This is a genomic window from Vibrio sp. CyArs1 (genome assembly GCF_022432925.1).
Lineage (GTDB): Bacteria > Pseudomonadota > Gammaproteobacteria > Enterobacterales > Vibrionaceae > Vibrio > Vibrio mediterranei.
In genome coordinates, this window is the sequence record NZ_JAKRBO010000003.1 from 118,365 (window position 1) to 140,556 (window position 22,192).

General features: G+C 45.4%; 17 protein-coding genes. 13 read left to right on the top strand and 4 right to left on the bottom strand.

Annotated features, from left to right (window positions below):
• The first annotated feature begins 21 nt into the window (after window positions 1-21).
• Window positions 22-1,362, top strand: coding sequence for a TRAP transporter large permease (locus tag MMA19_RS11160; protein WP_006069828.1), 1,341 nt, complete (start codon window positions 22-24; stop codon window positions 1,360-1,362).
• Window positions 1,363-1,373: 11 nt separating this feature from the next.
• Complete coding sequence (locus tag MMA19_RS11165; protein WP_240206233.1) at window positions 1,374-2,276, top strand: cache domain-containing protein; 903 nt, start codon at window positions 1,374-1,376, stop codon at window positions 2,274-2,276.
• A gap of 59 nt (window positions 2,277-2,335) precedes the next feature.
• Here the strand turns inward: MMA19_RS11165 and MMA19_RS11170 are convergent, their stop codons facing one another.
• Entirely contained in the window at window positions 2,336-2,542 is a 207-nt protein-coding gene (locus MMA19_RS11170; protein ID WP_006069830.1) for a hypothetical protein, read from the bottom strand.
• A 251-nt stretch (window positions 2,543-2,793) separates the two neighbouring features.
• Window positions 2,794-5,502 (bottom strand): HTH-type transcriptional regulator MalT, encoded by a 2,709-nt coding sequence (malT, locus tag MMA19_RS11175; protein WP_038227535.1) that lies wholly within the window; start codon window positions 5,500-5,502, stop codon window positions 2,794-2,796.
• 545 nt (window positions 5,503-6,047) lie between these two features.
• On the opposite strand from malT, the gene MMA19_RS11180 reads away from it, so the two are divergent.
• The 5 genes from MMA19_RS11180 (at window position 6,048) to MMA19_RS11200 (ending at window position 14,447) form a co-directional block, all read left to right on the top strand.
• Window positions 6,048-8,501 carry a glycogen/starch/alpha-glucan phosphorylase gene (locus MMA19_RS11180; RefSeq protein ID WP_006069832.1) on the top strand — a complete coding sequence of 818 codons (2,454 nt, stop codon included), beginning with the start codon at window positions 6,048-6,050 and terminating at the stop codon, window positions 8,499-8,501.
• A gap of 250 nt (window positions 8,502-8,751) precedes the next feature.
• Window positions 8,752-10,929 (top strand): 4-alpha-glucanotransferase, encoded by a 2,178-nt coding sequence (gene malQ, locus MMA19_RS11185; protein ID WP_006069833.1) that lies wholly within the window; start codon window positions 8,752-8,754, stop codon window positions 10,927-10,929.
• A gap of 310 nt (window positions 10,930-11,239) precedes the next feature.
• Window positions 11,240-13,423 carry a 1,4-alpha-glucan branching protein GlgB gene (glgB, locus tag MMA19_RS11190; RefSeq protein WP_240206234.1) on the top strand — a complete coding sequence of 728 codons (2,184 nt, stop codon included), beginning with the start codon at window positions 11,240-11,242 and terminating at the stop codon, window positions 13,421-13,423.
• A 118-nt stretch (window positions 13,424-13,541) separates the two neighbouring features.
• A complete protein-coding gene (locus MMA19_RS11195) occupies window positions 13,542-13,928 on the top strand; it encodes an MAPEG family protein (RefSeq protein WP_240206235.1) in 387 nt (128 codons plus the stop codon).
• A gap of 3 nt (window positions 13,929-13,931) precedes the next feature.
• Complete coding sequence (locus MMA19_RS11200) at window positions 13,932-14,447, top strand: DNA mismatch repair protein (protein WP_240206236.1); 516 nt, start codon at window positions 13,932-13,934, stop codon at window positions 14,445-14,447.
• Between the two features lie 83 nt (window positions 14,448-14,530).
• Here MMA19_RS11200 and kdgR read toward each other — a convergent pair whose 3' ends face one another.
• Window positions 14,531-15,313, bottom strand: a complete 783-nt coding sequence (gene kdgR / locus MMA19_RS11205; protein ID WP_006069853.1) for a DNA-binding transcriptional regulator KdgR — start codon at window positions 15,311-15,313, stop codon at window positions 14,531-14,533.
• A gap of 260 nt (window positions 15,314-15,573) precedes the next feature.
• On the opposite strand from kdgR, the gene kduD reads away from it, so the two are divergent.
• The 6 genes from kduD (at window position 15,574) to MMA19_RS11235 (ending at window position 20,321) form a co-directional block, all read left to right on the top strand.
• Window positions 15,574-16,335: a 2-dehydro-3-deoxy-D-gluconate 5-dehydrogenase KduD gene (kduD, locus tag MMA19_RS11210; RefSeq protein WP_240206237.1), complete on the top strand. Its 762-nt coding sequence runs from the start codon at window positions 15,574-15,576 to the stop codon at window positions 16,333-16,335.
• Between the two features lie 17 nt (window positions 16,336-16,352).
• Window positions 16,353-16,865, top strand: coding sequence for a YgjV family protein (locus MMA19_RS11215; RefSeq protein WP_240206238.1), 513 nt, complete (start codon window positions 16,353-16,355; stop codon window positions 16,863-16,865).
• An 87-nt stretch (window positions 16,866-16,952) separates the two neighbouring features.
• Window positions 16,953-17,588 carry an RpiB/LacA/LacB family sugar-phosphate isomerase gene (locus MMA19_RS11220; RefSeq protein ID WP_240206239.1) on the top strand — a complete coding sequence of 212 codons (636 nt, stop codon included), beginning with the start codon at window positions 16,953-16,955 and terminating at the stop codon, window positions 17,586-17,588.
• A 149-nt stretch (window positions 17,589-17,737) separates the two neighbouring features.
• Window positions 17,738-18,595, top strand: a complete 858-nt coding sequence (locus MMA19_RS11225) for an alpha/beta hydrolase (RefSeq protein ID WP_051868079.1) — start codon at window positions 17,738-17,740, stop codon at window positions 18,593-18,595.
• Between the two features lie 210 nt (window positions 18,596-18,805).
• Window positions 18,806-19,177: a hypothetical protein gene (locus tag MMA19_RS11230; protein ID WP_240206430.1), complete on the top strand. Its 372-nt coding sequence runs from the start codon at window positions 18,806-18,808 to the stop codon at window positions 19,175-19,177.
• Window positions 19,178-19,373: 196 nt separating this feature from the next.
• Complete coding sequence (locus MMA19_RS11235; protein ID WP_240206240.1) at window positions 19,374-20,321, top strand: DMT family transporter; 948 nt, start codon at window positions 19,374-19,376, stop codon at window positions 20,319-20,321.
• A 71-nt stretch (window positions 20,322-20,392) separates the two neighbouring features.
• On the opposite strand, the gene MMA19_RS11240 is transcribed toward MMA19_RS11235, so the two are convergent.
• Window positions 20,393-22,147 (bottom strand): transporter, encoded by a 1,755-nt coding sequence (locus tag MMA19_RS11240; protein ID WP_240206241.1) that lies wholly within the window; start codon window positions 22,145-22,147, stop codon window positions 20,393-20,395.
• Window positions 22,148-22,192: the final 45 nt, after the last annotated feature.

A 22,192-nucleotide genomic window follows, 5' to 3' on the forward strand; every position in this document is an offset into this window, starting at 1 on the left:
TCGTAACAGAGAGATGTAATTATGGAATCCTATTTAACTCTAATCTTATTTGGTGGCTTTTTAACGCTGTTAATCCTTGGCGCGCCAATTACCGTATCGCTCGCAGGTGCCTCCATGGCCGCGTATTTGATATTGGATAAAAACCCGATTGCACTTGTGCAAATTGCGTTTACCTCAGTGGGTAACTTCCCGTTGATGGCATTGCCATCGTTTGTACTGGCTGGTGCTTTGATGGAAGCTGCTGGTATCTCTAAACGCTTGGTGGACATTGCCGAAAGCTTAGCGGGGCCTGTAACCGGCGGCCTCGGAGCGGCAACCGTTATGGCGTGTCTATTCTTTGGTGCCATTTCTGGCTCTGGACCCGCAACCACTGCAGCAGTAGGTATGTTAATGGTACCGGCTATGGTGAAGCGTGATTATGAAAAAAGTTATGCTTCCGCGGTTACCGCGGCCTCCGGCGGACTTGGGATCATTATTCCACCGTCGATTCCGTTGGTCATCTTCGGTATCTCTGCAATGGGTTTGATGGCGCCGCCTGAGGCTATTGCTCAGCACGGCCAGTTTGCCTCGCTGTCGATTCCTAAACTGTTTGTCGCGGGCGTTATTCCTGGTTTGATCATGGCATCAACCTTGGTGTTCACCAATTACATGATTGCCAAAAAACAAGGCTATCAAGGGCTGACTGAAAACTGGTCATTTGGTGAGATTCGACACTCATTACGCCGAGGACTTTGGTCGATATTAGCGCCATTTTTGATTCTCGGTGGTATCTATAGCGGTATGTTTACTCCAACAGAGTCTGCGGTGGTTGCTATTTTCTACTCGCTATTTGTTGGTTTATTTATTCACCGCGAACTGTCATTCAAAAATATCCTTAAGTCCCTGTCGACGACAACATGGATTACTGGGCGCGTCCTATTGATCTTATTCGCGGCAACCGTGTTTGGTCGCTTACTGATTGAGCAAAAGATTCCAGTAGTGGTCGCCGAGTCATTGCTTGGCTTTACCGACAATATGTATCTCGTTTGGGCATTAACTATCATTTTATTGCTATTTATCGGCATGTTTATGGAAACGTTAGCGGCAATCATGATTATCGTGCCTGTTCTGCTGCCTATTATGTACATGCTTGGCGCTGATCCAACTCACGTAGGTATTGTTGTGGTATGTACGTTATCGATAGGGTTTGCGACGCCACCTCTCGGGGAGAATATTTTTGTCGCCTCAGGGATAGGGGGGGCCACGGTGGAACAGATTACCGCGAAGATCCACCCATTTGTGCTGGCTTCGGTAATTGGCGTGTTTGTTATTGCCTTCTTCCCACAAATTACGCTTTGGCTTCCGTCATTAGTCGGCTATTAGGAGAGATATCCATGAACGTATTGAAACTGATGGTGATAGGCTGTGCTTTGTCCGGCACGTTAACGAGTTTTGTTGTAAGAGCTGAAAGCAGCACTGCCGTCAATGTCTTGGATATTACTGAGCCTCATGTCGCCAGTGACGCAGAAAAGCGTGCCAAAACCTTGTTGGCGAAAGCGGTGATACATGTACAAACCGAAGGGGATGAGAGTGTTAAAGATTTCATGAGTGACCCCGAATACATTGATGGAGAGCTCTATGTCTTTGCCTTAGGTATTGATGGCGAATTTCTCGCCAGTGGAGGCTCGTCTATGGTGTTGGTTGGTGACAGTGTGCTCGATACTCAAGATGTTTACGGTAAGCCGTTTTTCCGAGAGATGATCACGAAAGCGGTACATGATGGTTACGGTGAAGTGAAGTACAACTGGGCTAATCCTACCGACCGTATGGGGGAACCTAAAACTACGTTCTTTGAACGTGTAGGTGATGTAATAGTTGCTGTGGGCTATTACCCCGAGCGTTCCAGTGCAGCTGAGGCGAAACGATTACTGGCTAGGGCAATGAAAGCCATGGTGGAATCTGAGCAGAAAAGTATCGATGAGTTTAACGACACCGACGGTAGTTTCGTGGAGGGGGATTTATACGTATTTGTGATGGATATGAATTCGGGTAAGTTTCTTGCTCATGGTGCGTCTCCTGAATTAGTGGGCCGCTCACATGATGAGATCCTAAGCCCAGATAACAAACCTATTCTTACCGAATTACTGACTCTAGCTAAGGAAAATGGACGCGGCGTTTATACCTATAAATGGTTGAACCCTCAGTCGAACAAAGTTGAAACCAAACATACATACTACCGTGTGATCGACAATAAACTTGTCGCTGTGGGCTATTATGTGAAGTCAGAAAGCTCTTAACCATATGATTTACTAGAGCAATCAAAAGCCAGTGGTTCTCACTGGCTTTTTACTATTCATCATATATCTACCAGTTCGTACCCTGAAAACCCATTCTGTCCCCAATACTTGTTATTCGATTTTGCGTTAAGGACTAAAGCCTGAATGGTTTCCACGCGACAGCCTAGCTGTTGTGCTAATTCAAAGACACTGCCCCGAATCACCTCAGAAGTAGAAGTGTTAATTAAGCAATGTTCTTGCTGGTAATGGTTTGATTGTAAATCCATACATGCTCTCCTCTACGTTTGTGGTTCTGGGCGTGAGATCTGACGTTACAAGTATTGGATCTCGCATGGGAAGTTGTATAAATAACATACTATTAAATTATAAAAAATGAAACAAAACATTCCATTAAATTAAATATTGGCTTAATTTGAGTGTGTTGATACGGTGTAGATTAAACTGTATCAGTAAGGACTTCATGAAAAAGCCCGAGTGTATGAACTATACGCTCGGGCTTTGTTTGTTGGCTGGCTTACTAATATCCCATCAACTGCAAGAGATTCTCAGCGGTGCTGATTGCTTCCTTACGATTTGCGATATTGAGCTTCTGATACAAATTACGGATATGTGTTTTAATTGTTGTACCTGCGACGTCCAGCTCTTGAGCAATCTGCTCGTTACTGAACCCGGAATATATCAAACCAAGAACCTGCCATTCTCTTTGTGTTAGAGGGCTAGTGCGTACTAACTCAGGGATATTCGGGTGGTTGATTAACTTTTCCACAAACTCTTCGTTAAAGTGGACGGAACGGCTACGCTGCGTGGTATTAATGTCTTTCATCAATAGTTGTGCGCGATGACGTTCCAAATCACCTAATTCAGACTTAGATACCAGTTTCTCAAGCAGATGACCGATGGTTGCACCGTCGACTAAGAAATTACCAATCATGCCAGTTTGGTTCGTTAAGACTAACGCTTCTTTTAGCAGAGCTTTGGCGGTCTCTTCATCCTGGTTTTGCACATTGAGTACCGCTTCCACAATCAAGTTGCGGTTGCGATCGGTCACTAACTGGTGGGCTTCTGCCTTGTCATTGAGATAGTTTAGAGTTTGCTGAGCTTGCTCGAACTGGCCTAGGTTGATTTGGGCACGAGCGATGTTTCGCCACTGAAGCTGCTCGAAGTGGTTACAAGCGTTGTCTGGTCGAATCGCAGTTTCTAGCCATTGTTCGATGGAGTCCACGTCACCGCGTGCTTGCCAGTAGAGGAGCAGCGATAATGAGGCGTTTGCGGTCCAATCAACATGGTAAGTTGACTGTTTCATCAGATGTTGGATCTGCTCAATGAACTTAGCGGCTTTATCGAGCTCCCCGCGACCAATTGCGATGCGTGCAATCATCGAGTAGCTATGAAGGTGCTTGCTCGGAGAATGGTTGCCAAGTACATCAAGTCCTTTATAAGCACACTCTTCAGCTTCATCCAATCGGTTCCAGCACCATAATACTTGCGCACGAACACGCAGCAAGAACTCATGCAATGGGACTTGATGTAGCTGCTGTTCTTCGATGAGTTTCAGTGCGCTATCCTGAATTTCGAACGCGGCTTGTACGTAGCCTTGTGCAATCAGAATTTCACTCTGCTGAAGCTGGGCCCAAAGTGCTTGGTGATAGACATGGTACTGACGCGCGAGCTTTTCAGTCTGCTGCATCATCGACAAAGCACGGCTAAGCTGACCGATGACGTGATTCACTTCACCCACCACCGAGGTTGCCACGATACGGCTGCGATAAACAGAATGGTCGAGTTCACTCAATGCTTGCTCGGCAAGCTCAAGCGCTTTTTCTGGTGAGTTTTGGTTAATGGCAACTTGAGCTAGCAGCGCGTGGAATTCACCTTCTTGCTTCTTCGAGCGCTCAACGTTGCGCGTTTCCATTTCTTTGTCGGCTTTAGCAATCAGCTCGCCAACATCGTTGTAGCGGTGCTGACTTTGCGCCAACCACGCCTGCAACATACACAGCTTTGGCTGGCTATATAATTGGTCTTGGGTCAGGACCGCAATGGCTCCTTCCAGAGTCGCAAGCTCACCTTGGTTGAACATTTTCCAGCCAAACTCGCTTAAGATTTTTGCAACCAACTCACTGTTATTGGCCAGTTGAGCATGACGCAGTGCTTGGTGCGGCACTTTTTGCTCTAGCCAAGCTTCGGCTGCTGCCAAATGAAGCTCGTGTTCCTGCTGAGGAATACGTGCTTTGCGCTCATGGGATAAGAACTCGGCAAACAGGTTGTGGAATCTAAACCAGTTATTTTCTCCCTCAAGCGGATAGATAAATAGGCCGAATCGGTTAAGAGATTCAATCATGCTTAGCGCATCGTCGCGCTTGGTTAGGGCGATAACCAGACTATCATTGAAGTGATCGAGTACTGAACACTGCATCAAGAACTTACGGGTATCTTTGTCTAACAGGTCAAACACTTCCTCAACCAAATAGTCCCAAAGGTGTGCATGGTTGAATTGAGAAATAGTCTCGACCGATTGGGCAAGAGTACGTTTTTGGTGCTGTGCTTGTAGTGCAAATAACTGCAATGCAGATGGCCAGCCTTCAACGTAAGTACGCAATGAATCGGCGGTCTCATTATCGATATCGCTAGCGAGTCGTTGGCTAAAGAAACGCGTGGTCTCTTCGGTATCAAAAGCGAGTAGCTCGTTGCCAATCTCAATCATTAAGTCGCGCACACGGAGGTTTGCTGTGCCTAAAGGAGGGTTGCCTCGACTGGTAACCACGAGAGTAACATTATCTGGCATGTGCTTAAGGAAAAAGCGCATCGCTTCGTGAATCTCTTCGTCAGTGATTAAATGGTAGTCATCAAGGACGATATAGCACTCGTTATGATAGCTCGTCAGTTCTGCAAACACTTCACTAAACAGGGAGTGGAGTGAAGAGAATTGACGACGCTCTGCCAAGGTTTGTGCATTTGGACACGTGTTATTCGTGGCTTTGTTGATGGCCTGCAATAGGTAGTTGACGAAGCGGAACGGGTCGTTGTCACTTTCATCGATGCTGTACCAGCCAACGTTTGGTTTATCTGATAGCCATTGAGCTGCCATCGTTGTTTTGCCGTAACCGGCGGGCGAGCGAAAAAGTACAAGCTTATAAAATGGAGCCTGTGCTAGCAGGTCCAATACTCGTGGACGCACAATCGCGTTATGTAAGCGTCCAGGTCGAGTTAGTTTTGAAGGAATCCACATAGATATTTCCTACCAATTTATTATGTTCTACTCCGTCGGGGAGTAGGGAGCGAGTCACCAAAGCTTTTTATTGCACGTTCGATGGTATGAGAGAGTGAGCTCTACATTTATTGATCGAGGGCTATATTTTGATTTTTAAGCTTTTTTCACAGCTACTACGCCTTATAAATGTGATTGATGTCACTTTTACTGCTTAGTGTGGAGTGTGAATGGCCTGTCATGTATACAAAAAAAACCTGTGATTTGCGGCTTTTTTCGAGGCTAATTGTGATCTGAACAGCAGAATTTGTATTTAGTCCGATAAGGGATAGCAAATGTTTCTTAATTAACGCTTAGAGTGAAATGTGAGCTTGGCGTGATCGTTATCACCAGAAAAAACAGAATGGTTAACCGGAATGGGAGATCGATCACTAAGTGGAGGGGAGTACGCCCTCTACGCCCTCCTCACTCATCCTCCATGGAGTCGGAACTAGGAGGATGTTTATGGAAACGTCACCATGCACGATATGGGACAGATGGATAAAAACTTAAAGTGAGATTTCTTAATGAAACCTACTCAGCAAAAACAATTTGATAAAGCTTCTTTCCAAGAAAGTGTTAAAAAGCACCTGTCTGCTACCTATGCAACGACTGTCGAGGCTGCTTCTGAGCGCCAATGGTATCTAGCGATGGGTCGAGCGTTAGCGGAATTAACTACGTTTGACCTTCTTGCCACTGAAGCGGACGAGCGCATCAAAAAAGCAAAAAGTGTTAACTACCTATCTCTTGAGTTCTTGATTGGTCGTTTGACAGGTAACAACCTGATCAGCATGGGCTTGTATGAGCAAATCACTGAAGCAATGGCTGAGCTAGGTCATAATCTTACCGACCTTCTTGAAGAAGAGCGCGACCCATCACTTGGTAACGGTGGTCTTGGTCGTCTAGCGGCGTGTTTCATGGATTCATGTGCTGCTCAAGAATACCCAACGGTAGGCTACGGTCTGCACTATGAATACGGCCTATTTAAGCAGTCATTCAAAGATGGCCGTCAACAAGAAGCACCAGACGCATGGCGTGGTGTAGAAGGTTATCCATGGGAAGTGGCGCGTCCAGAACTTGCGCAAGAAATTGGCTTTTACGGTCACGTTGAAGTTGTCAACGAGAACGGTAAAGAAGTTCGTAAATGGGTTCCTGGCATGACAGTAAAAGCGATGCCTTGGGATCTACCTATCGTAGGTTACGAGTCAGACACAGTGTACCCATTACGCCTTTGGGAATGCCAAGCCATTGCACCATTCTCATTGGCAAGCTTCAACAATGGTGATTACTTCGAAGCACAGCACGCGCTAATTGACGCGGGTAACATCACTAAGGTTCTATACCCGAACGACAACCATGAAAAAGGTAAGACTCTGCGTCTAATGCAGCAGTACTTCCACTCAGCAGCGTCAGTGCGCGATATCCTGCGTCGTCATGAAGCAGCGGGTTACACGCTAGCGTCTCTACCTAAGCAAGAAACTATTCAGCTTAACGATACGCACCCAACGATCGCAATTCCTGAACTAATGCGCATCCTCCTTGATGAAAAAGGCATGAGTTGGGATGACGCGTGGGCGATTTCTTCTAAGACATTCGCATACACAAACCACACACTACTTCCAGAAGCTCTAGAGACATGGCCTGAGTCGCTAATCCAGCGTCTACTTCCGCGTCACATGGAAATCATCTTTGAAATCAACCACCGCTTCCTGCAAGAAGTACGTGCAATGTGGCCTGGTGATGGTGAGAAGCAAGCGAAACTGTCTATCATCCAAGAAGGCTTCCATCGTATGGTTCGTATGGCGAACCTATGTGTTATTGGTTCATACGCGGTTAACGGTGTAGCTGCACTTCACTCTCAATTGGTTAAGAAAGACCTATTCCCAGAGTTCGATGCAATGTACCCAACGCGTCTGCATAACGTGACTAACGGTATTACGCCTCGTCGTTGGTTGAAGTTCTGTAACCCTGGTCTATCTGCTCTGATTACTGACAAGATCGGCGACGAGTGGCCTGCGAAACTGGAACAGCTTGAAGGCATCGCTAAGTTTGCTGATGACGCTAAATTCCAGAAGGAATATATGGCTGTTAAGAAGCAAAACAAACAGCGCCTTGCGGATTGGGTTTCTGAGAACATGGGTATCGAGCTAGATACTAACGCTATCTTTGATGTTCAAATTAAACGTTTACACGAGTACAAGCGTCAGCACCTTGACCTTCTACACGTACTAGCGCTTTACCACCGCCTACTGAAAGATCCTTCTTTCGACATGGTTCCACGCGTTGTGTTCTTCGCAGCGAAAGCAGCGCCAGGTTACCACCTAGCGAAAGAAATCATCTTTGCAATCAACAAGATTGCTGAGAAAGTGAATAATGACCCACGTATTGGCGGTAAGCTGAAAGTGGTATTCATCCCTGATTACCGAGTAAGCATGGCTGAGATCATCATCCCAGCAGCAGATGTGTCTCAACAAATCTCTATGGCAGGTAAAGAGGCATCGGGTACAGGTAACATGAAGATGGCTCTAAATGGTGCTCTAACTATCGGTACGATGGATGGTGCGAACGTTGAGATTCGTGAAGAAGTAGGCGACGAAAATATCTACATCTTCGGCCTAGATGTTGACGGTGTTAAAGAAGTGAAGGCGGCGGGCTATAACCCTTACGACTACTACAACGCGGATCCTCTACTAAAAGCATCTCTAGACCTACTTCTAGGTGATGAGTTTACTCCAGGTCAACCAGGTCTACTGCGTGCTACCTACGATAGCCTACTAGATGGCGGTGACCCTTACCTATGTCTTGCTGATTTTGCTTCTTATGTTGAAGCACACGAAGCGATGGACGCGCAATACCGTGACCAAGCGGGCTGGGCTAAGAAAGCGATTCTGAACACTGCTCTAGTTGGTAAGTTCAGCTCTGACCGAAGCATCAGAGACTACGTGAATAACATTTGGAAACTAGAAGCAGTTTCTCGTTAATCACGATGACCAAGGTGCTCAGAGAGTGCCTTGGTCGCTTTAATTACTTCATCTCTGTTTTAGCGTCATCCCTGCGCGGGCAGGGATCTTCTAACAGCGATAATGAATACTTTGAGTAGATTTCTGCCTGCGTAAATGCGCGATGAGCAGGAATGACGTAAATAGACTGTCGAGCGGCATAATAAGCTCGAATCAAAAATTACACTAACCCTACCGTTTTGAAGGTTAAAGAAGTCCTTCGGAGAGAGCGATGACAGAACAAACAGCATTAAAACAAGTTGCTGAAATGGCAAAAATAGCCGACAGCTACGTAAGTGCGTGGGGCAGTCCAGCGAAAGTAGAAGACGAAACAATTCTTCGTCTGCTAGCGTCTTTAGGCTATGACACCACAAATGATGAAACTTTGCTTAAATCTGCTGAGAAAAAGCATAAAAAAGAAGTGATTGAACCAGTTCTTGTTGTTAAAGACGAGGATGCGGTTGAAGTCGAACTTCATTTAGGTGTTAGCGCTCGCGAAAGCGATTTCAGCTGGCGTTTAGAGACCGAGCAGGGAGAAGTACTTGAAGGCTATCTTCAATCTCAAATCGTTCGTGATGAGCGTGCTGAGGGTGGCCCTTTAGTATTTTCGTTACCTAGTGACCTACCATGGGGTTACCATAAGCTTTACCTAGAGCGTAAGCGTCGCAAAGCCCCTTATGAAATGACACTGATTCGTACGCCACGTGCCTGTTTCAAACAGAGTGCCATTGACCATGGCAAGAAACTATGGGGTCCGAGTGTCCAGCTTTATACGCTACGCACTCAGCACAACTGGGGTATTGGTGACTTCGGTGATCTAAAACAGTTGGTGGCAGACATTGCTGCGCGTGGTGGTGACTTTGTTGGTTTAAACCCAATTCATTCACTATTCCCAGCCAACCCAGAAGGAGCAAGCCCTTACAGTCCTTCTTCTCGTCGTTGGTTGAACATACTCTATATCGATGTGAGCTCTGTCGCTGAATTCGCTTTGAGCGCTGATGCTCAGCAAATGGTCGGCAGCTCTGACTTCCAAGCTCGCCTTCAGAAGGCGCGTGATTCCCACTGGGTTAATTACACTGAAGTCGCGGATCTGAAAATGAGCGTGTTACCTCTTCTTTTTGAAGAGTTTAAATCTCGTCATTTGGATAAGCAGTCTGAGCGCGCAAGATTGTTCTTAGATTTTGTGGAAGAGGGTGGCGAAAGCCTTCTGCATCAGGCGGCATTTGACGCAATTCATGCCGAATTGCACGCAGAAGATTCAAGTGTTTGGGGGTGGCCTGTTTTCCCTGAGAAATATCGCCGTTTTGAAAATAGCGCTACTCAGAAATTTATCGCTGATAACCGCGATAAAGTTCAGCTTTACATGTACTTACAGTGGATCGCTGATGTTCAAATCAACGAAGCACAAGCACTTGCCGAAGAAAAAGGCATGGCTGTAGGTCTATATCGTGACTTGGCGGTTGGCGTTGCAGATTCTGGCTCTGAAACTTGGGCAGACAATGGCAACCTTGTGATGGATGCAAGCATTGGTGCTCCACCTGATATTCTAGGTCCCTTAGGTCAAAACTGGGGTCTACCTCCACTGAACCCACAAGTACTGCAAGCGACGTCCTATGATGCCTACATCAAGTTACTGCGCGCTAATATGAAACATTGCGGTTCACTGCGTATTGACCACGTACTAGGCCTGTTGCGTCTATGGTGGATTCCAAAAGGTGAAAATGCCACTAAAGGTGCTTATATCTACTATCCAGTGGAAGACATGCTAGCCATCTTAGCGCTTGAATCACATCGTCATCAATGTAGTGTGATTGGTGAAGACTTGGGTACGGTGCCAGATGAAATCGTTGAAATCCTTCGTGAAGCAGGCGTCCACTCGTACAAGGTGTTCTTCTTCGAAACAGCAGAAGATGGTGGTTTCATCTCACCAGCGCACTACGCCGATCAGTCAATGTCAGCACTATGTACGCACGACATGCCGACATTACGTGGTTTCTGGCATTGTGACGACCTAAAAATGGGTAGCGAGATTGGTCTTTACCCTGATAAAGAGCAACTTGAAGGCTTGTTTGATGACCGCCTGGAATGTAAACAAGGCATTCTTGATAGCGTAGCATGGCACGGTTATCTACCAGAAGGTGTTGGTCGTGATGCTAGCCTAGTGCCGATGGACGCTTATTTAAGTGAAGCACTTCAGCTGCATGTTGCTGCGGGCGCATCAACGCTATTGAGTGTCCAGCTCGAAGATTGGTTAGAAATGGACAAGCCAGTTAACATTCCTGGTACGGTGAATGAGTACCCGAACTGGCGTCGCAAACTGTCGATGAACCTTGAGGAAATCTTTACTCAAGAAGGGGTGAATCGTATCGCGAAACGTCTAACAGAAGTGCGCGCTAACGCAAGCAAATAATCCGCCTCAAAATCGCTAATCAAGCACGGCTTCTTCAGAGATTTGTTCTGTCATCTCTGGGAGTCGTGCTTTTCTTTTTATCGCTTGTCACTATTGGGATTTATATTGTAAAGAAGTGCGTAAAAATACCGTATTGCACCCGAAAATTAGGGTTAAATCACTTCCCGTATAGGTGCAATCAAGTACAATGAAACCTTGCTGGTAGCCCGCGCTTTGCGGGCTTTTTTATAGTGCCTCAAACGTCAGTGAAACCAACTATTGGTTTCGAAAAAATAATCATGGGGCTATTTAAGGTCGAGGGAGATGAACGTTGAATAATAAAGGGCTTAAAAAACTAAAACAGGCGTACGATCGACTCTCGAGTGCATCGTTTGCTGATCCATTTTCATTCTTAGGACCTTATCTACAGGAAGAAGGTATTGCCTTAAGAGTATGGATGCCAGGTGCCGATGGGGTAGCCGTTGAACTAGCATCAGGTGAAAGACTACCGATGGTGAGAGAAGAGGCGTCAGGTTTTGTTCTCAAATCTGATTTGGACCTGCGATTTACTCACTATCAGTTAGCGGTAGATTGGAATGGTACTGAGCAAATGCTGGATGACCCATACCAATATCACGCTTTGTACGCTGAATACGATGAGTTACATACACCAAAAGAGATGTATCACCATATGGGCTCACAATTTATCTCGCTTGAGCGAGACGGTGAGAACATTGAGGGGACACGCTTTTTGGTTTATGCCCCTCATGCTACAGCGGTTAGTTTAGTCGGTAGCTTCAATGCTTGGGATGGGCGTCGTAATCCAATGCAGCGATTGGATTATGGAATTTGGGGTATTTTTATTCCAAATCTGCCAGAAGGAGCACAATACAAATTTGAATTGAAAGGACCAAATGGTGAAGGCTTACCGCATAAAGCGGATCCTTGGGGCTTCTACTCCGAGCAATACCCTTCTTTTTCATCAGTGACTTACAATCATAATCGCTACGATTGGCAAGATGAAAAGTGGCAATCTCGACCTGTCACCGAAAAGCGTAAAGAGGCGCTGTCGTTTTATGAGTTGCATGCAGGTTCGTGGAAGCGCAATGACAATGGTGATTTCCTGACTTATCGTGAATTGGCCACCGAACTTATCCCTTATTTGACCGATATGGGTTATACCCATGTTGAGTTAATGCCAGTGTCTGAACACCCATTCTACGGTTCTTGGGGCTATCAACCAGTCGGGTTGTTCGCACCGACGAGCCGCTTTGGTTCCCCAGATGACTTTAAGTATTTCGTAGATCAGTGCCACCAAGCAGGCTTAGGTGTTGTACTGGATTGGGTACCTGCACACTTCCCATCAGATGATCATGGTTTGGCGAATTTCGATGGTACGCCTCTATTCCACGATCCTGATCCGCGTCGCGGCTGGCACCAAGATTGGAATTCTTATATTTACGATTTAGGTCGTGAACATGTTCGTCGCTTTTTAGTGTCCAATGCGCTTTATTGGTTTGAGCAGTTCCATATTGATGGTATTCGCGTTGATGCCGTTGCGTCGATGTTGTATCTAGACTATTCGCGTAGTCACGATCAGTGGATTCCAAACGTCGATGGCGGTCGCGAAAATTACGATGCTATCGCAACCCTTAAGTGGATGAACGAAGAAGTCTACAAGCATTTCCCGAATGCGATGACCATTGCTGAAGAATCGACCGCATTCCCTGGCGTATCGGCTCCGACCTTTATGGGTGGTTTAGGTTTTGGGTTTAAATGGAATATGGGGTGGATGCACGACAGCCTTTCTTATATTCAAGAAGATCCTATTAACCGCAAATACCATCACGATACCATCACGTTCCCGCTTGTTTATGCCCATAGTGAGAACTATGTTCTTTCACTATCACACGATGAAGTGGTATACGGTAAGCACTCTATTCACAATAAAATGCCGGGTGATGAGTGGCAGCAAACTGCCAACTTACGAGCGTATTTAGGCTATATGTATGCGCAACCTGGCAAGAAGCTTAACTTCATGGGTGCTGAGTTTGGGCAAACCGGTGAGTGGAACCACGATGACCAGTTACAGTGGTTCTTGTTAGATTTTGACCGTCATCAGGGCGTGCAAGCTCTAACGCGTGACTTAAACAAACTGTATCGTAATGAGAAATCACTGTTCGAACTCGACTCAGAACCTAAAGGCTTTGAGTGGCGTCTTCAAGATGCGGCAGAAGCGAGTATTCTCGCTCATGAACGTATCAGTGAAGAAGGCGAACGTATGTTAGTGATCAGTAACTTTACCCCTGTACCCCATGAAGCTTTCCGCTTAGGTGTGCCGTTAGCAGGTAAGTATGAGCTGATGTTAAATACCGATGACTCTATCTATGCTGGTAGTGGGTTTGGTGCGGTGCAAACTGCATTGACTGAGCAAATGGAAAGTGAAGCACAACCACAATCGTTGTCGTTACGCTTACCACCGCTTTCAACGGTATTCTATAAGTACTTAGGTTAGCGATCATTTTGACTTAATGATCTAAGCCCAGCTAATGCTGGGCTTTTTTGTATCTGGAGAAACTAGCTGAATAGTCTACACTCACTAAACCTAACTCAATAAAAAATAAGGTTTATTAATGATCACTGCGCTGTACGCCTCTCTTTTAGCTTGCCTTATGCTTTGGTTAGCTTTTCAAGTAATCAAACAACGACGAATTAATCAGGTAGCATACGCAGATGGCGGTGTAGAAGGGCTCCAAATTGCCAGAAGTGCTCAAGGCAATGCGATGGATTATATCCCTATTACGCTGATATTGATGGCGCTGGTAGAGTACAATGGGGCTCCCGCTATTTGGATTCATCTAACGGGACTCAGCTTTGTTATTGGTCGTATTCTACATGCTCATGGCATTCTAAATAAGCGCTTTAAAGGGCGTGTTCTAGGCATGCAAGTCACCGTGTTGGTTATCGTAGTGCTTATCTTATCTAACCTCGTTTATCTGCCGTTCGATAGGTTGTTATAGTCTATGAAAGTCGCACTTCCTCCCGCTTGGGTAATGGTTTCAGTTGGGTTAATTCTTAATATTACGGCCATCATTTTATCGAGTCAGGTGCTTGATAAAATGTCTGGGGAAGTCGCGATGCTTCAGGAGCGTAAAAACAGTAATCTATACTCCATCCAACTTGCCTGGAACCAAGTGGAAACACTGGAACGAAAGCGAGAAACCTTGCAGCTTCATCTCGCTCAATCTCAAACTATCACGCCAGAAATTTCTCTCTCACTAAGAGGACAGCTCGCTCGATGGGTAAACGCTGATGTCCCAGAAATAGAGTTAGCTAACCTTTCTGAATTGATGCGTTTGATTAATAAAGCACAGCAAGGACAACGCAACATTATCGATGAACTTTACTTGGATAACCTGTCGCTGACTGAAGCGATTCAATTTGTGGAAGAAGAAATGGCGTATTATAAGAATATCGCGCTGTTTTTGCAGATCTTTGGTTTAGCGTTGATTCTAGCTCGGGACTTGTCTGTTCGTTGATAGGGAAACGGGATCCTTGATAACCTCCCATTCTTGAGTTTGATCTCAGGCTAGTTCCAACTTAGCCCGAGATTCCACGATAACTAAACAGGATAGTTGTGATAACCCAACTGCTCAGAAATGGTCCTTCCGGCATTGTGTAGGAGAGTGATGTATTCTGCTTTCTTCTCTTCGTCGAAACGGATGATGGGGAAGGAGACAGAGACTGCAGCGATAGCATGGCCGAAACGGTCGTAAACAGGGACAGCGATGCAACGTAGTCCAGGCTCTTGCTCTTCGTTGTCTTCACCATAATGACATTCACGAACGGTATTCAGCTCTTCAATCAGTTGCTCTGTGTTGTCGTGGGTTTTGTCTGTGTGTTTGATGAATTCGACCGTGTCTAATATTACACGAACTTCTGCGTCAGGAAGGTGGGAAAGTAGCACTTTACCTATCGCTGTGCTGTAGAGTGGATTGCGGCGGCCTACCCGAGAATGCATACGTAAGTGATAGCTTGAATCTATTTTGTGTAAATAGATGATCGAACCATCGTCAATAGAACCCAAGTGAACCGTTTCATTAGTCACTTTGTTAATCTCACGCATTTCTTTATCTGCAATATCAATAAGGTCGACAAACTCCAATGATTTCGAACCAAGTTCGAACATTTTAAGAGTAAGTGCGTACTTATCTGCTTCTCCTTCTTGAGAAACGTAACCGAGTGTTTTCATGGTTTGTAGGAAACGATAGGTCGTCGCTTTTGACATCATGAGTCTTTGTGATAGTTCTGAAACGCCAATTTCCTTTTGCTCGCCCAAGGCTTGCAGAATATTGAACACTTTGAGTACCGAGGACACGGCTTCTGGCTGCGTGGACTTATCCATCTATCTTCCTTTGATTTTCTGTTGTGGGCGCGATTATAGCTTTGCAACCTTACCATGTCAGTAATTTCAAAAAGGCTTTTCATAAAAATCAGAACCGGATAGTGAGATTGCCTTCACAAACTTGCATAAGTTAAAGATAAAAATGAAACGGCATTTCAAAAATAACTTTAATGCGATTCATTTTTTGTGTATGGTTAATTTAACAACAGTGAGAACTTTCTAAGGTTCATCCTCGAATTACATCTATGAAGGAATAAAAAATGATTCTTGATTCATTCAAATTAGACGGGAAAGTCGCAATCGTAACTGGCTGTGATACTGGTTTGGGCCAAGGTATGGCATTGGGTCTTGCTAAAGCGGGTTGTGATATTGTCGGTGTGAATATTGTTGAGCCGACAGAAACGATCGAGCTTATCGAAGGGACCGGCCGAAAGTTCATCGATATTCGTGCTAACTTGATGAAGCTTGATGATATTCCGAACATTGTTGACCGTGCAGTTACCGAACTAGGTCGAATTGATATCCTAGTGAACAACGCAGGTATTATCCGACGTAACGACGCTATCGATTTCTCAGAGCAAGACTGGGATGACGTGATGAACATCAATATCAAGTCGGTGTTTTTCATGTCTCAAGCGGTAGCTAAGCAGTTCATTGCTCAAGGCGAGGGCGGTAAGATTATCAATGTTGCCTCCATGCTTTCATTCCAAGGTGGCATACGTGTTCCATCATATACCGCTTCAAAAAGTGGCGTGATGGGTGTAACGCGTTTGATGGCAAATGAGTGGGCCAAAGAAGGCATCAATGTTAACGCAATTGCACCTGGATATATGGCGACGAACAATACTGCGGCGCTACGTGCAGACGAAAAGCGTAACGCAGAAATTCTAGAGCGTATTCCTGCCGATCGTTGGGGTACGCCAGAAGATCTAGCAGGTCCCTGTGTATTCTTAGCTTCACAAGCATCAGACTATATTAATGGTTATACCATTGCGGTTGATGGTGGATGGTTGGCACGCTAACCGGAGACGATTAGGTGATGGACGCGTACATTGTTGGGCAGATACTAGGGTTTGTAAGTTATGGTTTAGGTATTGCTACCTTTTACCAAAAAAACGACAAACGACTGAAGATTTTGATGCTGGCACTGAACGTTAATCACCTTATCCACTTTTTATTGTTGGGTTCGTTAACTTCTGCGTTAGCTGCTGCACTCTCTGCGGTCAGAACAACTGCTGCCATTTACACAAGTTCCAAAATCGTCGCTCTGATTTTCATTGCGTTGAGTCTTCTCTTAGGTGGTGTGATAGCCGAAAACTTATCGCAGCTTTGGCCAATTTTAGGGGTGGCAATTGGTACTTATTCGCTGTTTATGCTTCAGGGCATTGCGATGCGAATCGGTTTTTTATTAGGTGCAGTGTGCTGGTTAACAAACAATATTATGGTGGGTTCAATTGGCGGCGTCCTGCTCGAAGCTACGCTTCTATTAACAAATTTATTGACCATTTTTAGATTAGCTCGCGATGGTCAGCGCACGGTTCATGATGTTTGAGCCGTAGCATGGCCAACGTATTGGTCGACGACACAGTTATTTAGTTTTAGGAAAATTCGCGGCTAATAAGGCCGTTGGGGAAAGAACATGAAAATTGCACTAATGATGGAAAACAGCCAAGCGCCGAAAAATGCTATGGTAGCGGCTGAATTAAATACAGTAGCGGGCGGTTTAGGTCACGACGTATTCAACGTAGGTATGACGGATGAAAATGACCATCATCTTACCTATATTCACCTTGGCATTATGGCGAGCATTCTACTGAATTCAAAAGCGGTGGACTTTGTCGTGACTGGCTGTGGCACAGGACAAGGCGCGATGATGGCAAGCAACCTTCACCCAGGAGTAGTATGTGGCTACTGCCTAGAGCCATCTGATGCATTCCTTTTCAATCAAATTAACAACGGTAATGCGATTTCACTGGCGTTTGCGAAAGGCTTTGGTTGGGCCGGTGAACTGAATGTACGTTATATCTTTGAAAAGGCCTTCACTGGTAATCGTGGCGAAGGTTACCCTATTGAACGTGCAGAACCTCAACAGAAAAATGCTGCGATTTTGTCAGAAGTAAAAGCTGCAGTTTGCAAAGATGTTGTGGAGTCACTGAAGGCAATTGACCAAGAGTTGGTGAAAACGGCGGTCGGTAGTGCTCAGTTTCAAGAATGCTTTTTCTCCAACTGCCAAGAACCGGAACTGGCAGAGTATGTACGCACACTTATCGATTAATATACTGTGCATTGAAGTTTCAAAAGCCGACGTTTGGTCGGCTTTTTTGTACTGAGAAGCTGCTCATTGTTTACACAATAAACGCTTGTGGACATGTAAGAAGCGTTTTACTTTGGTATTTAACTTAAAGAATAATAACGAGTAATTTGATGCAATCTATTTATTCGCTTTCGGAGTTATTCCCAGCAGTAACAGTCCATTCCCTTGAGCAAGGTGATGGATTTTCGGAACGCTCTCCAATGAAAGTAAACGATTCGCAAACTCCGCTTCGCTATCCTCATCGGCTCATTTCCGATATATGCTCCCCTGAACTGCTTGAATTTCCGCCTGAGCGAAGCAATGGTCACGCTATTCTCATTATCCCTGGTGGAGGCTATCAAATTGTATCGATTGATAACGAAGGCGTAGAGGTGGCAAAGTGCCTTAGCGAAATGGGTTATCATGCGTTCTGTTTAAATTATCGACTGCCTATTAAAAACAATGGCTCTGACATAGAAAAGCTTGCGCCCATCGTCGATGCAAGAGCAGCATTGACTTTGATTCGCCAGCTAGTCCCCATGGCAAGGGTAGGTATCATGGGCTTTTCCGCAGGTGGTCATTTAGCCGGATGGTTAAGTACCGATACGCTGTCTAACCGACCAGACTTCACTTGTTTAATGTATCCTGTGGTATCGATGACCTCTGGTGTCGCTCATTTGGGTTCTTATGAGAATGTCGTTAAGGCCTTAAACGATGCGCAGCAAATAAGTTTGTTGTCTATTGATGAGCGTATTTCCCCAGATGTTGCCCCGATGCTCATTATGCACGCTAAAGACGATGATGTTGTTGTAGCTGAACATAGCCTTAAGCTGCACAATGCACTAGTGGCAGCATCTGTGTCTAGTGAACTCACATTATTTGAGCGAGGTGGACATGGGTTTGGCGTCTATGTCCGAGAAGGAAGTGATGCCGACGATTGGCTACGACGTTTTGATGATTGGGTACGCAAGTTGGATTATTGTCAGTAATGATGCACGAGAGCGATGGTGCAAGTTAACGTTATTTCTACAAAGTAGCGTTATTCACACAAAGGTATCGTTGCGCTAATACAGGTCACCAAATTCGCGTAAAAAAATGTAAAGTCGTCTCAAAGGCTATTGTGTGTTCCAGCTTGGATAGGTATCTTCAGACTCAGAATTTTTAAGTGTTTTTTCTACTTATTTGAATGAGACGTTGTGATGCTCGCTAAAAGCGTATCTACAATCTGTAGCTGGCTAGCGATACTGGTAATATTCGTATTATCCAGTGGAGCAGTGCGTGCAGAAGTCTCGTCACCGCAATCATCACTGAGCATGGCGCAAGTCATGCATGTGAAGTTCTGCGGTATCACCTCCGATACATTGCAAACTGAGGACTCAGGCTGTTGTGAGCCTGGAGGAACCTGCTTCGAAAAGCAGTGTTGTTCCCATGGTCACGCATCAGGCTCTGCTTTAGTTGAGACGCCACAAGATTCTCGCCTTGCTCCGTATCGTTATGAACTCACACAAAGACTGGCTAGTCTTTATACGAGCGCAGATATGCACTCGCTCTACCGACCTCCCATCGCCTAGTTCCTGTCTTACAGCGCTTCGCTGTTAACAATTTTATTGCGTGATTACTCACGCGGACTTGTTGTGTGTGCAAATAAAGCTATTTGCACCATCCTGTGATGGGAATAAAAAATGAAAACTAAATCCAAAGCTTGTGGCAAGCTCAATGCCACGCCTCTGTGCTATCTCATTCGTTGTAGTAAATTAGGAGGTTGTGATGTCGCATAAACAGCTACCTATTTTACTGTTTGTCTCAGTGTGCCTTATTTGGGGAACGACGTGGTTTGCAATGGAAGTGGCCGTTGAGACTATTCCACCAATTTTCGCAACGGGGATGCGTTTTCTCATCGCCGCACCTCTATTGGTGATACTGGCGAAGTACCTAAAGCAACCATTATTCTTTCCTAAAGGAAAGCGAGTGTGGATGTATGTGGTCGCCATTTTCTACTTTGCGATTCCGTTTACGTTGATGATATTTGGCGAGCAATATATTTCCTCTGGGTTGGCTTCGATTATCTTCGCCAACATGCCAATTGCGGTGATGGTTATGTCGAGCCTGTTTCTTGGTTTACGCCTGCGAAAAGTGCAAATCGCAGGACTACTAGTCGCGGTGTTAAGCCTCATTCTGATTCTGGCGACAGAGATGAAATTGGGAGGCAAAAACTACTTGGTTGGCTTTGCTGCCCTAGGTGGTGCGGTAGCGATTCATGCAGTTATGTATGTGTTTGTGGAGCGGTTTTGCAAAGGCACGCCAGTGCTTACCTATAATGCGGTACCAAGCTTTCTTGCGTCATTGTTTTTGTTGTTCACTTCTTGGGTGATTGAGCAACCAGACATAAGCCTGTTCACATTGGACTCGATGACAGCGGTGTTGTACCTAGGGGTATTTGCCAGTGTCGGCGGCATTGTGGCGTATTTCAAATTAGGCCAGGTGTCTACGCCGTTTGCTGCTTCGATCTGTTTTCTGTTCTTTCCGCTTATCGCATTGAGTATTTCTACATGGATTGCTGGGAACTCGATCTCGTTAGTATCTGTGGGTCTACTTTTACCTTTGCTTGGCGGGATTTTTGTCACCAAAGCCGAACCTGAGTTTTGGTTAAAGTATCAGCGAACAAGACCGAAACCACAGTTGTGTGAGATGTGTATGAAGGAAATGATGGACTAACTTTCACTTACGTTTAGCAAAAAAAAGCCGCCCAGAGAAGACTCTGCGCGGCTTTCTGTTGAGTTCAATGATTAGCTCGCAATTTGCGCTTTTTTCGTTGAACCAGATTTAGATGCGTTAACCAATAGGATTCCCACAGTCAGTACCATTGAACCGCATAGTAGGAACAATAGGCGTCCTGTTGGTTCATTTGGAATTAGAGCCATAGCAAGGATACCGAAACCAGCCACACTGATAAGTTTACCTAGCATTGAACGCTGTTTAGTATCTAGATTTTGCTGCTCTTCACCTTCTGCAACAATCGGGGTATTCCAGTTGGTAAATAATTGTTCTACTTCTTTCTCACGCTCAGACGATAGTCCTCGGTAGAATTTAGTCGTTAGGATGAAGAAACCACCAGTGAACACAACGTGTGCTGCTAAGCTCAATCCAACTTTAAGATCTCCCCACTCACGACCTGTTAGAGCTTGCTCCAAACCGAACAGGTGCTCAATGTCTTCTGCTTGTAGTGAGATACCGAAGATGTAAGAAACGAAACCACCGACGATAAGTGTTGCCCAACCAGCCCAATCTGGCGTTTTGCGAATCCACATACCAAGTAGCACCGGGATAAGCATTGGGAAGCCGATAAGCGCTCCAACGTTCAATACGATGTCGAATAAGCTCAGGTGACGCAACGAGTTAATAAACAAACCGATACCGATGATGATAAAGCCCATCATGATAGTGGTAAGTTTACTTACTATAACTAGCTCTTTTTGAGACGCGTGAGGGCGAACAATAGGGCTGTAGAAGTTCATCACAAAGATACCAGCATTACGGTTTAGACCAGAGTCCATCGAAGACATAGTCGCCGCGAACATAGCTGACATAAGTAGACCCACCATGCCTGCTGGCATTACGTTTTGCACAAATGCTAGGTATGCCGCGTCACCGCCTACTGAACCATATTGCTCAGCAAAGTCAGGCATAAATGCTGCTACGTACCATGGTGGTAGGAACCAAATTAGTGGGCCAACGACCATTAGGATACAGGCTAGACCAGCCGCTTTACGCGCGTTCTCACTGTCTTTAGCACATAGGTAACGGTAAGCGTTGATGCTGTTGTTCATAACACCGAACTGTTTAACGAAGATGAACACTACCCAAAGGATAAAGATGCTCACGTAGTTCAGGTTATTACCCATCATGAAGTCGCCTTGGAAATTATCTACGATATTTCCTAGACCACCACCGTGGAAGTACGCTGCAACTGCACAGGTGATTGTCACAGCCATGATGACCAACATCTGCATGAAGTCAGATGCTACGACCGCCCATGAACCACCTGTTACTGCCATTAGCATCAGTACTAGACCAGTAACAACGATTGTTGCTTCCATTGGGATGTTGAATACAGCTGCCACGAAGATTGCTAGACCGTTCAACCAAATACCAGCTGAGATCAAGCTGTCTGGCATACCAGCCCAAGTGAAGAACTGCTCTGAAGTTTTACCGAAGCGTTGACGAATCGCTTCAATTGCCGTTACTACTCGTAACTGACGGAATTTTGGTGCGAAGTAGAGGTAGTTCATGAAGTAGCCAAATGCATTGGCTAAGAATAGGATTACAACAACGAAACCGTCGTTGAACGCGCGTCCTGCGGCACCTGTAAACGTCCATGCTGAAAACTGTGTCATGAAAGCGGTAGCACCTACCATCCACCATAACATCTTACCGCCACCTCTAAAGTAATCACTGGTCGACGTGGTGAATTTACGGAACATCCAACCGATAGCGATCAGGAAAAAGAAGTAGGCGAGTACTACAAGAGTATCAATAGTCATGTTTCAGCCTTATATCATTCATACTGACGATTATAGTAAATAATC

What these genes read in the sequence shown, in the direction of transcription:
- MMA19_RS11170 (WP_006069830.1), bottom strand. Translation starts at nt 2,542, where the DNA reads ATGGATTTACAATCAAACCATTACCAGCAAGAACATTGCTTAATTAAC.
- MMA19_RS11195 (WP_240206235.1), top strand. Translation starts at nt 13,542, where the DNA reads ATGATCACTGCGCTGTACGCCTCTCTTTTAGCTTGCCTTATGCTTTGG.
- MMA19_RS11220 (WP_240206239.1), top strand. Translation starts at nt 16,953, where the DNA reads ATGAAAATTGCACTAATGATGGAAAACAGCCAAGCGCCGAAAAATGCT.
- MMA19_RS11165 (WP_240206233.1), top strand. Translation starts at nt 1,374, where the DNA reads ATGAACGTATTGAAACTGATGGTGATAGGCTGTGCTTTGTCCGGCACG.
- kduD (WP_240206237.1), top strand. Translation starts at nt 15,574, where the DNA reads ATGATTCTTGATTCATTCAAATTAGACGGGAAAGTCGCAATCGTAACT.
- MMA19_RS11200 (WP_240206236.1), top strand. Translation starts at nt 13,932, where the DNA reads ATGAAAGTCGCACTTCCTCCCGCTTGGGTAATGGTTTCAGTTGGGTTA.
- malT (WP_038227535.1), bottom strand. Translation starts at nt 5,502, where the DNA reads ATGTGGATTCCTTCAAAACTAACTCGACCTGGACGCTTACATAACGCG.
- malQ (WP_006069833.1), top strand. Translation starts at nt 8,752, where the DNA reads ATGACAGAACAAACAGCATTAAAACAAGTTGCTGAAATGGCAAAAATA.
- MMA19_RS11230 (WP_240206430.1), top strand. Translation starts at nt 18,806, where the DNA reads ATGCTCGCTAAAAGCGTATCTACAATCTGTAGCTGGCTAGCGATACTG.
- MMA19_RS11225 (WP_051868079.1), top strand. Translation starts at nt 17,738, where the DNA reads ATGCAATCTATTTATTCGCTTTCGGAGTTATTCCCAGCAGTAACAGTC.
- MMA19_RS11240 (WP_240206241.1), bottom strand. Translation starts at nt 22,147, where the DNA reads ATGACTATTGATACTCTTGTAGTACTCGCCTACTTCTTTTTCCTGATC.
- MMA19_RS11235 (WP_240206240.1), top strand. Translation starts at nt 19,374, where the DNA reads ATGTCGCATAAACAGCTACCTATTTTACTGTTTGTCTCAGTGTGCCTT.
- MMA19_RS11180 (WP_006069832.1), top strand. Translation starts at nt 6,048, where the DNA reads ATGAAACCTACTCAGCAAAAACAATTTGATAAAGCTTCTTTCCAAGAA.
- MMA19_RS11160 (WP_006069828.1), top strand. Translation starts at nt 22, where the DNA reads ATGGAATCCTATTTAACTCTAATCTTATTTGGTGGCTTTTTAACGCTG.
- MMA19_RS11215 (WP_240206238.1), top strand. Translation starts at nt 16,353, where the DNA reads ATGGACGCGTACATTGTTGGGCAGATACTAGGGTTTGTAAGTTATGGT.
- kdgR (WP_006069853.1), bottom strand. Translation starts at nt 15,313, where the DNA reads ATGGATAAGTCCACGCAGCCAGAAGCCGTGTCCTCGGTACTCAAAGTG.